Origin of the sequence: Luteimonas terricola (assembly GCF_004352845.1) — a bacterium.
Classification (GTDB): domain Bacteria; phylum Pseudomonadota; class Gammaproteobacteria; order Xanthomonadales; family Xanthomonadaceae; genus Luteimonas; species Luteimonas terricola.
This window is the reverse complement of record NZ_SJRX01000001.1, coordinates 646,385-659,896: the sequence shown is the minus strand read 5'-3', so window position 1 is coordinate 659,896 and position 13,512 is coordinate 646,385. Positions and strand designations below refer to the sequence as shown.

The 13,512-nt window shown below is 70.8% G+C and carries 10 protein-coding genes and 2 tRNA genes; 3 read left to right on the top strand and 9 right to left on the bottom strand.

Annotated elements, in window-relative coordinates:
• Nucleotides 1-74: 74 nt before the first annotated feature.
• Nucleotides 75-2,783 (top strand): serine/threonine-protein kinase, encoded by a 2,709-nt coding sequence (locus tag E2169_RS03005; protein WP_132985108.1) that lies wholly within the window; start codon nt 75-77, stop codon nt 2,781-2,783.
• Between the two features lie 13 nt (nt 2,784-2,796).
• Here the strand turns inward: E2169_RS03005 and E2169_RS03000 are convergent, their stop codons facing one another.
• The 7 genes from E2169_RS03000 to rnd form a co-directional block, all read right to left on the bottom strand.
• Complete coding sequence (locus E2169_RS03000) at nt 2,797-3,666, bottom strand: DMT family transporter (protein ID WP_132985464.1); 870 nt, start codon at nt 3,664-3,666, stop codon at nt 2,797-2,799.
• Nucleotides 3,667-3,707: 41 nt separating this feature from the next.
• On the bottom strand, nt 3,708-4,769 hold the full coding sequence (gene murB, locus E2169_RS02995; protein WP_229659102.1) for a UDP-N-acetylmuramate dehydrogenase: 1,062 nt from the start codon (nt 4,767-4,769) through the stop codon (nt 3,708-3,710).
• Nucleotides 4,766-5,824, bottom strand: a complete 1,059-nt coding sequence (locus E2169_RS02990; RefSeq protein ID WP_132985107.1) for a quinone-dependent dihydroorotate dehydrogenase — start codon at nt 5,822-5,824, stop codon at nt 4,766-4,768. Before E2169_RS02990 ends, murB begins: the two co-directional genes overlap by 4 nt.
• Before the next feature lie 8 nt (nt 5,825-5,832).
• A complete protein-coding gene (gene amaB / locus E2169_RS02985; RefSeq protein WP_132985106.1) occupies nt 5,833-7,368 on the bottom strand; it encodes an L-piperidine-6-carboxylate dehydrogenase in 1,536 nt (511 codons plus the stop codon).
• A gap of 54 nt (nt 7,369-7,422) precedes the next feature.
• A tRNA-Arg gene (locus E2169_RS02980) sits at nt 7,423-7,499 on the bottom strand.
• Nucleotides 7,500-7,641: 142 nt separating this feature from the next.
• Nucleotides 7,642-7,717, bottom strand: a tRNA-Ala gene (locus tag E2169_RS02975).
• Between the two features lie 15 nt (nt 7,718-7,732).
• Nucleotides 7,733-8,851: a ribonuclease D gene (gene rnd / locus E2169_RS02970; protein WP_132985462.1), complete on the bottom strand. Its 1,119-nt coding sequence runs from the start codon at nt 8,849-8,851 to the stop codon at nt 7,733-7,735.
• Nucleotides 8,852-8,947: 96 nt separating this feature from the next.
• Here rnd and E2169_RS02965 point away from each other — a divergent pair, with 96 nt between their 5' ends.
• The gene (locus E2169_RS02965) at nt 8,948-10,837 is read left to right on the top strand and encodes an SUMF1/EgtB/PvdO family nonheme iron enzyme (protein ID WP_132985105.1); all 1,890 of its coding nucleotides are present in this window, start codon (nt 8,948-8,950) and stop codon (nt 10,835-10,837) included.
• A gap of 20 nt (nt 10,838-10,857) precedes the next feature.
• Nucleotides 10,858-11,772, top strand: a complete 915-nt coding sequence (locus E2169_RS02960; protein WP_132985104.1) for a M48 family metallopeptidase — start codon at nt 10,858-10,860, stop codon at nt 11,770-11,772.
• 408 nt (nt 11,773-12,180) lie between these two features.
• Here the strand turns inward: E2169_RS02960 and phaR are convergent, their stop codons facing one another.
• Nucleotides 12,181-12,672 carry a polyhydroxyalkanoate synthesis repressor PhaR gene (gene phaR, locus E2169_RS02955; protein WP_132985103.1) on the bottom strand — a complete coding sequence of 164 codons (492 nt, stop codon included), beginning with the start codon at nt 12,670-12,672 and terminating at the stop codon, nt 12,181-12,183.
• A 75-nt stretch (nt 12,673-12,747) separates the two neighbouring features.
• On the bottom strand, nt 12,748-13,488 hold the full coding sequence (phbB, locus tag E2169_RS02950) for an acetoacetyl-CoA reductase (RefSeq protein WP_132985102.1): 741 nt from the start codon (nt 13,486-13,488) through the stop codon (nt 12,748-12,750).
• Nucleotides 13,489-13,512: the final 24 nt, after the last annotated feature.

Genomic DNA, 13,512 nt, shown 5'->3' with positions numbered 1-13,512 from the left:
GAATAAGCAGCCAAGTGTAACGCCTGCCCCGGCAGGCGGACACGCGGTACGATTCCACGAACGGGGGGAAAACAATGGTTCACGCTGACGACGATCCGGATCGCACCGAACTGCTGGTCACGCGTACGCAGGGTGCCGGCGTGGCCACGGGCCCGACGCTCCCACCGGGCGCGCGCATCGGGCGCTACCGCATCGTGGAACCGCTGGGCGTCGGCGGCATGGGCGAGGTGTATCGCGCAGAACAGCTGGAGCCGATGCGGCGCACGGTCGCGCTCAAGCTGATGCGCGGCCGGCGGCTGGAAGCCCGCCACCTGGCCTATTTCGAGGTCGAGCGGCAGATGCTGGCGCAGATGCGCCACCCCGCGATCGCCCAGGTCTTCGACGCCGACACCACGCCCGACGGCCAGCCCTACTTCGCGATGGAGTTCATCGCGGGAAGCTCGCTCACCGACTACTGCGAGGCAAAGCAGCTGCCGCTCGCGGAGCGGTTGCGGCTGCTGGTCGGCATCTGCGAAGGCGTGCAGCATGCGCACCAGAAGGGCGTGATACACCGCGACCTGAAGCCGGCCAATCTGCTGGTGGACGAGGTCGACGGCCGGCCGTTGCCGAAGATCATCGACTTCGGCATCGCCACTGCAGCAGTTGGCGGAGGCTCCGGGAGCCGGGAAATCGCGGGCACTCCGGACTACATGAGCCCCGAGCAGGCGGCCGGCGACCAGGCCCTCGTTGACACCCGCAGCGACGTCTACTCGCTGGGCGTGGTGCTGTTCGAACTCCTGACCGGCCAGCGCCCGGCGCTTGCCGGCGAGACCGTGACGGATACGACACGCACGCTGCGCCTGCCGTCACGGCAGCTGGATACGCTGCCGCCTGCCGAGGGCCGGCGCCTGGCGCGGGGACGGGGCGTGAGCATGCCGCGGATGCGGCGCCTGCTCCGCCACGAGCTGGACTGGGTGGTCGCGCGCGCGATGGCGCACGATCGCGGTGAGCGCTATCCCTCGGCGGCGGCCTTCGCCGACGACCTCCGCCGCTTCCTTGATGGCCGCGCATTGGCCGCGGTGCCGGCGTCGCGACGCTATGTGGCAGGGAAGTTCGTCCGCAGGCACCGCGCGGGCATCGCGGCGGCCGCGGTGGCCGTGGTCGCGCTCGTCGGCGGCCTGGCGATGTCGGTGCACGGCCTGGTGCAGGCACGCACGCAGCGCGCCATTGCGGAGGAGCGCAGCGCACAATTGGAAACAGTGGCCGCGTTCCAGCAGTCCATGCTCGAGGAGGTCGATATCGAGGCCATGGGCAGCGCGTTGGCCGCGGGGCTGCGGGAGCAGCTTGGACGGGCAGGGCCGGATGCGGCCGCGGCGCTCGACGAGGTGCTGTTCCATGCCAACACCACGGACATTGCGCGAGGCCTGGTGGATGGCAACATCCTCGCCCGGGCCGAGGGCGCCATCGCGCGCGATTTCGCCGGGCAGCCACTGCTCGATGCGGACCTGACCGAGTCGGTTGCCGGCGTGCGCAAGGCCCTGGGTCTTGAGGCGGCGGCAGCGCGCAGCCATGCCCGCGTCGCGGATATCCGCGCGCGCGAGCTCGGCCCCGGCGCTCCGGCGACCCTGGCCGCACGTCGCGATCAGGCCGAGTCACTGCTGGCATCGGCCGATCCCGAGGGCGCACGCAGGGTCATCGACGACGCGCTTGTACTTGCGGCGGCACTGCCGGTCGACGATCCGATCCGGTTGGAGATCGAACAGACCGGTGCCGACGTCATGGCTTCGATGGGGGACCGTGCCGAGGCCCGGGGCCGGCTGGAAGCGTTGCATGCGCGCGCCGTCGCCGCGCTGGGCGAAGAAGCTCCCGTGTCCACGTCGATCCTCAATGGACTCGCCGTCCTGCAGACGCGGATGGGTGACCCGCAGGCCGGCCTGGCGTCGATGGAGCGGCTGCTGGCGATCCACGAGCGCGTGTCCGGCCCCGAAGCGCAGCAGACGACCAATGCCCTCCACAACATCGCGCCGATGCGGATGATGACCGGCGACAGCGAAGGCGCGATCGAGCTGCAGCGCAGGATCATCGAACTGCGCACGCGCCAGCTGGGCGCGGAACATGCCATGACCCTTGCGTCGCGCGAGAACCTGGCCGCGTTCATGGCCGACGCCGGCGAGCTGGAGGAATCCCTCAGGCTGGGCGCGGACGTGATCGGGGCGCTCGAGCGCGTTCATGGCCAGGGCCATCGCGCGACGCTGCGCGCCAAGCTCAACCGCTCCACCGCCCTTGCGCGCCTCGGGGACTACGAGGGTGCGCTGGTCCTGCAGGCCGAAGTGCTGGATGCGCGAACCCGGTTGCATGGCGCCGGACATCCCGACACCGTGTTCATCGCGATCAACCGGGCGGGCACACTGCTGCAGTCCGGCCGCCCGGAAGAGTCGCTGGCGACGGTTGCACCGCTGGTGCCGCTGGCGCGGGAAGTCCTGGGCGGCCACCACCACCAGGCGCAGGCGGCGTTGCAGATACTGGGTGAAGCGCAGGCGGAGATCGGCAGCCACGAAGCGGCCGCGACGACGTTCGCCCAACTTCTTGCCGAGCGCCGGGACGCGCTCGGCGGCGAGCACCACATGACGATCGGGACCGCGGCCCATTTGGCCGAAGCGCTGGACCACGCCGGGCGCACCGACGAGGCCGGGGCGGTGCGCGAGGAACTGATCGCGCCGCTGCTGGCAGCCGACCCGGAGCGCCTGTCGCCGCCGTTGCGCAAGCTTGCTGCCGACCTGAGTGACGCCGAGCGCCGCGGCTGATCGCGCGGCCGCGCTATTCCGTCGGCTTCGTGGCCTCGGCGGGCGCCGTAGTCGCCGCGCGTCGCCCCAGCTGCACCTCGCGGTGCGCGATGTAGGCGTTGGCGACGAGGATGATGCCGGCACCGAGCAGGGTCCAGCGCGTGGGCTCCTCGCCAAACAGCAGCCATGCGGCCAGTGCCACCAGCGGCAGCTGCACGAAGCTGATCGGCTGCAGCGCGGAGACCTCGCCGATCTTCAGCGCCCGCGTCCACAGCAGCTGGCCGCCGGTGCCGAACGCGCCGAGCAGCAGCAGCCACAGCCAGGTGATGCCCTGCGGCCACTCCCATGCGAACAGCGCCGGCACCAGCGACATCGGCACCCAGAACACGTAGGTGTAGAAGACGATGGTGTCGGCTGCATCCACGCGCGAGAGCTGTTTGATCTGGATCGCGACCAGGGCCGAGAGCAGGGCGCCGGACAGCGCCACCAGGGTGCCGAGGCTGAAGTCGGTGCTGCCCGGGCGCACGATCACCAGCACGCCGACCAGGCCGATCACCACCGCCGACCAGCGTCGCAGGCGCACCGTCTCGCCGAGGATGAACACCGCGGCCACGGTCGCGAACAGCGGCGCGGCATACGACAGCGACACCGCCTGCGCCATCGGCAGGTTCCCCAGCGCCCAGAAGCCGCACAGCATCGAGCCCACGCCGATCGCGCAGCGCAGCACGTAGCGCGGCAGCTGCTTGGTGCGCGGCAGCCGCCAGCTGCCGCGGAACAGGAACGGCAGCAGGAACAGCAGGCCGAAGAAGTTGCGGAAGAACGCGATCTGGTAGGTCGACAGGTCCGCCGAGGCCAGGCGGATGGTCACCGCCATCGCGGCGAAGAAGCTGGTGCTGCCGAGCATCAACAGCGCCGCACGCGCCTGCGGACTGAGGGTCGCTGCGCTCACCAGGCGGCGCCGATGAGGCGCGGCTCGGGCTCCAGCGCCACGCCGAAGCGCGCCTGCACGGAGCCTGCAATGCGCCGGGCCAGCCCCAGCAGCTCCGCGCCGCTGGCACCGCCGTGATTGACCAGCACCAGGGCGTGTCCGGGCGCGACGCCGGCGTCGCCGTCGCGGTGGCCCTTCCAGCCCGCGGCGTCGATCAGCCAGGCTGCCGACAGTTTGCGCAGGCCCGGGCTGCCGGCGTCGAAGCCGGGCATTCCCGGGTGTGCGGCGGCCAGGGCAGCGGCCTGCGCGGCCGGCAGGATCGGGTTCTTGAAGAAGCTGCCGGCGTTGGCGAGCAGCACCGGGTCGGGCAGCTTGCGCCTGCGGATGCGGCAGACGGCCTCGGACACCTGGGCCGGCGTGGGCGCGACGATGCCCATGGCTGCCAGTTCGTCGCCGATGCCGGAGTAGGCAAGTTCCAGCCGCGGCCGGCGCGTGAGCGCGAACTCCACCGCGGTGACGATCCAGCGCCCGGGTTCGCGCTTGAAGCGGCTGTCGCGGTAGGCGAAGCCGCAGTCGGCGGCGGCCAGGCGGACCGTGGCGCCCGCGTCGCGGTCCCAGGCCTCCACCGCGTGCACGCGGTGGTCGAGCTCGACGCCGTAGGCGCCGATGTTCTGGATCGGCGCGGCACCGACCGTTCCCGGGATCAACGACAGGTTCTCGAGCCCGGACAGGCCAAGCGCCAGGGTGTGCAGCACGAAGTCGTGCCAGCCGCGGCCGGCCCCGGCGCGCACGATCACGGCGTCGCCATCGTCGGCGACCACGGACACGGCATCGCAGGTCAGGGCCAGTGCAACGCCGTCGAGGTCGGCGGCGAACAGGAGGTTGCTGCCGCCGCCGAGCACCAGCAGTTCGCCGTCGGCGATCCGTGGATCCGCAAGCACCGACGGCAGCGCGGCCTCATCGGCGAGTTCCGCCAGCCACGCCGCGCGCGCGGGCACGCGCAGGCTGGTGCGGCCGGTCAGATCGGCGTCGCGCGTCCAGCGCGCGGCGGTGTCGGTGTCGATGGCCGCGGCGTTCACAGGTTGGGGAGGTTGCCGCGGCTGGGGGCTTCCTTGCGCCGGCGGATGGCCTCGACGCAGTCACCGATCAGCGCGGGTCCCCGGTACACCAGGCCCGTGTAGATCTGCACCAGCGAGGCGCCGGCCGCGGTCTTCTTGGCGGCATCGGCGCCGGAGAGGATGCCGCCCACGCCCACCAGCGGGATGTCGCCGGGCAGGCGGGTGCGCAGCATGCGCAGCACCGCGGTGGACTTGTTCATCAGCGGCTCGCCCGACAGGCCACCGCTCTGGTGCGCGTGGGCATGGTCCTGCACCGCGATGCGCGACACCGTGGTGTTGGTGGCGATCACGCCGTCGACACCGAGGTCGCCGAGCACGCGCGCGGCGGCGTCGATGTCCTCGTCGCTGAGGTCGGGCGCGACCTTCACCAGCAGCGGCACGCGGTGGCCGTGGCGCGCCGCCAGTCGCTCCTGCGCCTCGCGCAGTTCGCCCACCAGGCGGCGAAGCGACTGCTCTTCCTGCAGCTCGCGCAGGCCGGCGGTGTTGGGCGAGGAGACGTTCACGGTGACGTAGTCGGCCAGCGTGTACACGCGCTCCAGACAGTGGATGTAGTCCGTGTGCGCGGACGCGTTGGGCGTGTCCTTGTTCTTGCCGATGTTGATGCCGAGCAGGCCGTCGCCCCGGCGGCGCGCGCGGTGGACGTTGCGTACCAGCGCGTCGACGCCATCGTTGTTGAATCCCAGGCGGTTGATGATCGCCTGGTGTCCGGGAAGCCGGAACATGCGCGGCTTCTGGTTGCCCGGCTGCGGCCGCGGCGTGACAGTGCCGACTTCCACGAAGCCGAAGCCCAGGCCCAGCAGCGCGTCGACGTGCTCGCCGTTCTTGTCCAGCCCGGCGGCCAGGCCGACCGGGTTGGGGAAATGCAGCCCGCACACCTTCGTCGGGAACGGCCGCGGCCTGCCGCCCAGCACGCGCTGCAGCCGCAGGCGGTGCAGCGCTTCGAGCGAGGACAGGCCAAGGCCGTGCGCGCGTTCCGCGTCGAGGGCGAACAGGAAGGGCCGCGCCAACCCGTACATGGGTGTCCTCAGATATCGAACTTGATGCCCTGGGCCAGCGGCAGCGCGTCGGAATAGTTGATGGTATTCGTTTGCCGGCGCATATAGGCGCGCCAGGCATCGGAACCCGACTCGCGACCGCCGCCGGTGTCCTTCTCGCCGCCGAAGGCGCCGCCGATCTCCGCACCCGAAGTGCCGATGTTGACGTTGGCGATGCCGCAGTCCGAACCGGCCGCCGACAGGAAGGCTTCGGCGCGCTTGAGGTTGGTGGTGAAAACGGCCGACGACAGGCCCTGCGGCACGTCGTTCTGCATCGCGATGGCGTCGTCGAGCTCCGAGTACTTCATCACGTACAGGATCGGCGCGAAGGTCTCGGTCTGCACCACTTCGGCGTCGTTGGACAGGCCGGTGACGATCGCCGGCCGCACGAAGAAGCCCTTGCGGTCGGTGAACGCGGTGCCACCGCTCTCGACCGTGCCGCCGGCGGCCTTGGCCTGCGCGATCGCCGCCAGGAAGGCATCGACCGCGGACTGGCTGTTGAGCGGGCCCATCAGGTTGGCGGCGTCGGTCGGGTCGCCGATCTTCGTCTCCACCTGGGCGTAGCCGGCCTTGAGCTTGGCCAGCACGTCGTCGTAGATGGACTCGTGGATGAAGGCGCGGCGGGTGCTGGTGCAGCGCTGGCCGGCGGTGCCGACGGCGCCGAACACGATCGCGGGGATCGCAAGCTTCAGGTCGGCGGTCTCGTCGACGATCATGGCGTTGTTGCCGCCAAGCTCGAGCAGCGAGCGGCCCAGGCGGCGCGCGACGCGCTCGCCCACGGTGCGGCCGACCTTCGTCGAACCGGTGAAGCTTACCAGGCCGATGCGCTTGTCGTCGACCATGCGCTCGGCAAGCGCGTTGTCGGTGTCGTTGAACAGGAAGAACAGGTCCGGGTAGCCGCCGTCGCGCAGCGCTTCATTGCAGATGCGGATCGAAGCGATCGCCGACAGCGGGGTCTTGCCCGAGGACTTCCAGATCGAGATGTCGCCGCAGGCCGCGGCGATGAGCGCGTTCCAGGCCCAGACCGCCACGGGGAAGTTGAAGGCCGAGATGATCCCGACCAGGCCCAGCGGATGCCACTGCTCGTACATGCGGTGGCCGGGGCGCTCGGAATGCATGGTCAGGCCGTAGAGCTGGCGCGAGAGGCCGACGGCGAAGTCGCCGATGTCGATCATCTCCTGCACCTCGCCGTCGCCCTCGGGCTTGGACTTGCCCATCTCCAGCGCGACCAGCGAACCCAGCATGTCCTTGTTGGCGCGCAGCGCGTTGGCGCACAGGCGCACGGCTTCGCCACGGAGCGGGGCGGGCGTGGTGCGCCAGACCTTGAACGCGGCCTGGGCGCGCTCGACGATGCGCTCGTAGTCGGCCTCCGAGGCCGCGTGCACCTGCGCCAGCACCTCGCCGTTGGCCGGGTTCACCGGCTCCAGGGTCCCGGCGTCACGGGTCGACGACCACTCGCCATTGCCGAGATAGGTGCCGGATTCGGTGGCGGACAGGCCGAGGGCGGCGAGGACGGGATGGGTCATGGGGGACAGCTCCTGGAAGTCATGGGTGCGGCGCGCAAAACCGCCTGCAGCGCGTGGTGCCCCCGGCGCGATTCGAACGCACGACCTTCCCCTTAGGAGGGGGACGCTCTATCCAGCTGAGCTACGGGGGCAGCAGCCCGCAATTCTGGCACGCCGCGTCGACCGCGGGCAAAACCACACGATATGCGGACGCAGGGGACCGCGTGTGTCCAGAACGACAAAGGGCTGGAGCGGTGTCCCGTCCAACCCTGTGCCTTTTTACCGGGATTCTCGTGGTGGAGCGGAGGGGGATCGAACCCCTGACCTTCGCGATGCGAACGCGACGCTCTCCCAGCTGAGCTACCGCCCCACGAAGCGAAGCATTCTATACGCTGGCCTGGCCGCTCGGCAATTCCCCCGTGCCCTCCGCGAGCAGCGGAGCCAGCAGCGGTTCCAGCTGCGCGCGGCGCCAGTCGCCGAACGCGCGCCAGTCGCCGCTGTCGAGCAGCGACTCCAGCCGGCGCCGGGAGGCGAGCACGCCCTCGGGGAGGCCGAGCTCGGCGCTGCGCGTGGCCACCGCGTCCTGGAGCTGGCGCAGGGCGCGCTTGTCGCGCTCTTCGGTGCGCACGGGCGGGGCCTCGGACTCGTCGGCCAGGGGCGTGACCAGCGCCGCCCAGACCTCGGCAAGCAGTTTGCGGGGGGCCTTGGGGTTTCGCTCCAGCAGGGTCTTCAGCGCTTCCTGGTCGGGCGGGGCAGTGCGGGCGATGGTCGCGGCCAGGTCGTTGTCCAGCACCCAGCTGCGCGGGCGGTCGTGCTCGCGCGCCCAGGCGTCGCGCCAGCGCAGCAGGCGCAGCAGGCGGTGCTGGCCGGCCTGGTCGAAGGACTGGGCGGCGCGGATCGGCAGGTGCGGCCAGCGCTCGAGCGCGTCATCGCGGGCGTTGGCGACCATGCGCGCGCAGTCTTCGCGCAGCCAGTCCTCGCGTCCCAGGGCCTCGAGGCGGGCCTGCAGGTGGTCGTGGAGTTCGAACAGGTGGCGCACGTCGTCCGCGGCGTAGGCGAGCTGGGCGTCGGACAGCGGGCGTCGGGTCCAGTCGGAGCGGGTCTCGCCCTTGCCCAGGGCCACGCCGGTGACGTCGGCCACCAGGCGCTGGTAGCCGGCACCCGCGGCGATGCCGGCGATCGCGGCCGCGATCTGGGTGTCGAACAGCGGCTCGGGCACCGCATCGCAGGCGTGCTGCAGGGCGATCAGGTCCTCGCTGGCGCTGTGCATCACCTTGGTGATGCCCGGGTCGAGCAGGATGCCGCGCAGCGCCTGGGCCATGCCGGGGGCCTGCGTGTCGACCAGCAGGATCTCGTCGTGGACCGCCAGCTGCGCCAGCGCCAGGTGCGGCCACCAGGTGCGTTCGCGGATGAACTCGGTGTCCAGGCCGATGCGGTCGGGCCGGGTTTCGAAGCGGGAGAGGAGGGCGGCGGGGTCGGCCAGCCAGCTGAAGTCGGGTTCCATCGGTGGCAGCGTACCGGCCGCCGCGGGCGCGCCGCAATCGCCGGCCGGCGCGGCGGTGGCTGCGCGGTCGTGGCCGCTTGCCGTAATCTGGCGCCCGTGACCCATTGCCGACCGCCTCCTTCCAGCCCTGCGGCCTGGCCGCGCCGGGCCGCCGTCGCCGCCGCGCTCGCGCTGCTGATCGTGGCCGGCTGCTCGCGCGAGGATGCGTCGCCCGACGAGGGGGCGCCGACCGGGGCTGCCCAAGGCCCCGGCGACGGCAGCGTGACCATCAGTGGCGACGACCGCCTGGCCGGCAGCCTCACCTGGCGCGCGCCGCAGGCCGATCTGGCCGATGGCGAGGACGCGGTGGCCGGCGCGCTGGAGCGCGCGGGACAGGCCCTGGAGGCGGGCGACCTCGACGCCGGCGCTGGGTCGGCCATCCCGCTCTACCAGGCCGTGCTTGCCCGGGTTCCCGACAGTGAGCCGGCCGGCGCCGGCCTCGAACGCGCGTTCGCCGCGCTGCTTGTCCAGGGCAAGGACGCGCTCGGGCGCGCGGGTGACGACGATGCCGCGCTGCGCCGTGCACGCGAGGTCGCCGCGGTGGCGCGAAGCCTGCGCCCGGCGGACGAACAGGTCCATGCCTACCTGGCCGCCGTCGATCGCGCGGAGCAACTTGCCGAGATCAGCCGAGCCGCGGAAGCCGAACTGGACGCCGGCCGCCTGGGCGAGTCCGGCGGCGGCGCGCTTGCCAGGGTGCGCGAAGCGCTGGCCCTCGACGAAGCGCAGCCGCGCGCGCTGCAGGTCCGCGCCGCCATCGAAAGCGCGATGATCCGGCGCGCCGAGGATGCCGCGAGCGAGGGCGATTTCGAAACCGCCGCCACCTGGCTCGACCACGCCGGCGAAGTGCGCGACGGGACCACCACCGTGGCCGACGCCCGCAACCGTGTCGATACGCGGCGCCGCGCATGGATCCTGCGCCTGCGTGACGAGGGCGTCGCGGCGCTCTCGCAGGCCGACGGCATCGAGCGCGCACGCACGATCCTCGCGCGGATGCTGGTGCTGGCCGCGCCCGGCAACGCGGCCGTGACCGAGCTGCGCGAGCGCATCGATCTCGCGGTGCACTACGGCAACTACCGCCCCGGCCAGCGCTTCACCGACGCGGCCGCCGGCGGTCGCGGGCCGCGGATGGTGGTGGTGCCGCACGGCGGCTTCAGCATGGGCGCTGGCGATGACGACCGCGATGCCGAGGACAGCGAGCGCCCACGACGCAACCTGCGCTTCGACCGCGGCTTCGCGATGTCGCTCAACGAGATCACCGTTGGCGAGTTCCGCCGTTTCGTGGACGCCACCGCTTATCGCTCGCGCGCCGAGCGCCGCGGCTTCTCGATGGCCTACGACGAGCGCAGCGGCAACTTCGTGCGCCGCAGCAACGTGGACTGGCGCTCGGACTTCGCCGGCTCGCCGGCGGCGGCCAACCTGCCCGTGGTCCACATCAGCGCCCGCGACGCCCAGGCCTACGTCGACTGGCTGGCCGAGGTCAGCGGCCAGCGCTACCGCCTGCCCAGCGAGGCCGAGTTCGAATACGCCCTGCGTGCGGGCGGCCAGGACCGCTATCCCTGGGGCGAGGGCGACCCGCCTGAAAGCGCGGGCAACCTCACCGGCGGCAAGGACCGTTCGCCCGGCGGCCGCGGCTGGAGCAACGCCTTCAAGGACTACGACGACGGCCACTGGGGCCCGGCCCCGGTGGGCAGCTTCACGCCCAATGCATTCGGCCTGCATGATCTTGAAGGCAACGTCAGCGAGTGGGTCGCGGACTGCTGGCACGACAGCTACCGGCGGGCACCGGCATCGGGTGCGGCCTGGGTCAATCCGGGTTGCCGCATGCAGGTGGTGCGCGGCGGTGCCTGGGCCAGCTCGCCGCCGCAGACGCGCAGCTCCTGGCGCGCGCCGTCGCCGGTGGACAACACCAACGCGCGCGTCGGCTTCCGGGTTGCGCGCGACATCTGAAAACCAGGCAGGAGCGGGGCATGCGACAGGATCCTTTCGGGCGCGGGCGGCAGCAGCGGGCGGCGGCGCCCAGGCGCGGTTTCAACCCGAGGATCCTGATCCTCGTCGCCTTCATCGCCTACGGGGCGTACTACTGGTTTTCCAACCAGACCCTCGATCCGGTGACCGGCGAAAAGGTGTTGATCGACCGTTCGCTCTCGGTGGAAGACGAGAAGGCGCTGGGCCTGCAGGCCTACGAGGAAATCCTTTCGACCGAGCGCCCGGTGGATCCGAACACCCCGATCGCCCGCGAGGTGCGCGAGATCGCCCGCCGGCTGATCGCGAAGGTGCCCGAGATCGAGGCGGCGCTGGCGGCGGAGAACGGGGCGCAGCCCACCGGCTTCTCCTCGACCTTCGAGTGGGACGTCAACGTGATCCAGTCCGACCAGGCCAATGCCTTCTGCCTGCCCGGCGGCAAGATGGCCGTCTACACCGGCCTGGTGCCGGTGGCGCAGAACGAGAGCGCGATGGCGGTGGTGATGGGACACGAGATCGCGCACGCGCTGCTGCGCCATGGCGCCCAGCGCATGGCCCAGCAGAAGCTGTCGCAGATGGGGCAGATGGCCGGCGCGATGAGCGGCATGGATCCGCAGCAGCAGCAGATGGTCATGGCGGCGATGGGCTACGGCTACCTGCTGCCCTACGCGCGCAAGCACGAGACCGAGGCCGACTACGTGGGCCTGATGCTGGCCGCCGCGGCCTGCTTCGACCCGCAGGAGGCGGTGCCGCTGTGGGAGCGCATGGGCGCAGCCAGCGGCGGGCAGTCGCAGCCCGAGTTCTCGTCGACGCACCCGAACCCGGGCACGCGGATCCAGAACCTGCAGTCGCTCATGCCCAAGGCGATGGAGTACCGGCAGCGCTTCTGCGCCGAGGGCGCGCTGCAGGAGCGGCTATAGCCGCGATCGCAGAAGCTTCAGCCACGGATTTACGCGGATGGCGCGCCACTGATCAGCGCGGGTGCCGGGTGCCAAGGCCCTTGAGTGCTCATGTCCCCCGGCGCTGGCCCGGGAGTAAAGCCCGGGCTCGCGCATCTGCAGCCGACGCCGAGCCCCGCCGTGGCCGGGAGGCCTTCGCGGGGAAGTCAAGGAGGAGGCATCCGCCGCCAGGCGGATGCCGGGGGACATGAGCCGCGAAGGCCTCCCGGTCGCGGCGGGGCCCTCCAGGTCACGGCAATGCGTATCGAAAGAAGCAGCACTCCTCGTCGAAACCGTTTCCCCGGAGTTGGGAGATGAACCTAAAAGAAGCTTCTGCCCTTATCCGCGTTTATCCGCGCAGATCCGTGGCAAAAAAGCTCTTCAGCCCTGTTATTTCCGCTTGCCGCCCGCCGCGCCGCGCGGCTTCTCGGGCGACGCCGGCGGCTTCGCGGCCGACGCCAGGTTGCGCTGGAATTCCTGCCACATGGCCATGTTGCGCTCGGTGAGCTGGTTCATCATCGACCACGGGGTCTGCCCGAGCATGCTGCCCATCTGCTGGCGGAACTGCTCCTGCTGCTCGAGGAAGGTGTGCATCGAGCGCTCCAGGTAGCTGCCCATGAAGCCCTGCAGGGAGTCGCCGTAGAAGCGGATGATCTGGCTCAGCAGCTCGGTCGACAGGATCGGCTCGCCGTCCTGCTCCTGCTCGGAGATGATCTGCAGCAGCACCTGGCGGGTGAGGTCTTCGCCGCTCTTGGCGTCGCGGACTTCGAAATTCTCCCCGTCGATGATCAGCTGGCGCACGTCCTCGATGGTGATGTAGCTGGAGATCTCGGTGTCGTACAGGCGGCGATTGGGATACTTCTTGATGACACGCATGGCCATGCTGCGGTGCTCGAATTCCGTGACTCACCGCAGCATGACGCACCGCAACAGCGCTTGCAACCGGGCCCGCGGGGCCTACCAGCCCATGTACTGGCCGCCGTTCGCGGCCAGGTTGGCGCCGGTGATCCAGGCGGCCTCGTCGGGCAGGAAAAAGGCCACGGCGTAGGCGATTTCGTCGGGCATGCCCAGGCGCCCGGTCGGGATCTGGGCGACGATCTTCTCGCGCACCGCCTCGGGCACCGCCATCACCATGTCGGTCCCGATGTAGCCCGGCGAGACGGTGTTGACGGTGATGCCGAGCTTCGCGTTTTCCTGCGCCAGCGAAATGGTGAAGCCGTGCATGCCGGCCTTGGCCGCGGCGTAGTTGGCCTGGCCGTACTGGCCCTTCTGGCCGTTGATCGAGCTGATCTGGACGATCCGCCCCCACTTGCGCTCGCGCATGCCCTCGATCACCGGGCGGGTGACGTTGTAGCAGGCGTTGAGGTTGGTGGTGATGACGTCGGTCCACTGCTCGGGCGTCATCTTGTGGAAGGTGGAGTCGCGGGTGATGCCGGCGTTGTTGATCAGGATCTCGATGGGTCCCAGCGCCTCCTCGACCCTGCGCACCATGGCTTCGGCCTCGGTGGACGAAGAGACGTCGCCGGGTACGAGGGTGAACTCGAAGCCGTCCTCGCGCATCGCCTTCTCCCAGGCGCGCGCCCTCTCCTCGTTGCGGTAATTGGTCGCGACCTTGTGGCCGGCCTTCGCCAGGCGCTTGCAGATGGCGGTGCCGATGCCACCGGTCCCCCCGGTAACCAACGCAACCCGTGACGTCATGTCATCGCTCCCGATGGCCGGACG

Excerpts from the sequence above, each read along its gene's own strand:
- E2169_RS03005 (WP_132985108.1), top strand. The coding sequence starts at position 75 with ATGGTTCACGCTGACGACGATCCGGATCGCACCGAACTGCTGGTCACG.
- E2169_RS03000 (WP_132985464.1), bottom strand. The coding sequence starts at position 3,666 with ATGCTCGGCAGCACCAGCTTCTTCGCCGCGATGGCGGTGACCATCCGC.
- E2169_RS02990 (WP_132985107.1), bottom strand. The coding sequence starts at position 5,824 with ATGTACGGGTTGGCGCGGCCCTTCCTGTTCGCCCTCGACGCGGAACGC.
- amaB (WP_132985106.1), bottom strand. The coding sequence starts at position 7,368 with ATGACCCATCCCGTCCTCGCCGCCCTCGGCCTGTCCGCCACCGAATCC.
- rnd (WP_132985462.1), bottom strand. The coding sequence starts at position 8,851 with ATGGAACCCGACTTCAGCTGGCTGGCCGACCCCGCCGCCCTCCTCTCC.
- E2169_RS02960 (WP_132985104.1), top strand. The coding sequence starts at position 10,858 with ATGCGACAGGATCCTTTCGGGCGCGGGCGGCAGCAGCGGGCGGCGGCG.
- phaR (WP_132985103.1), bottom strand. The coding sequence starts at position 12,672 with ATGGCCATGCGTGTCATCAAGAAGTATCCCAATCGCCGCCTGTACGAC.
- phbB (WP_132985102.1), bottom strand. The coding sequence starts at position 13,488 with ATGACGTCACGGGTTGCGTTGGTTACCGGGGGGACCGGTGGCATCGGC.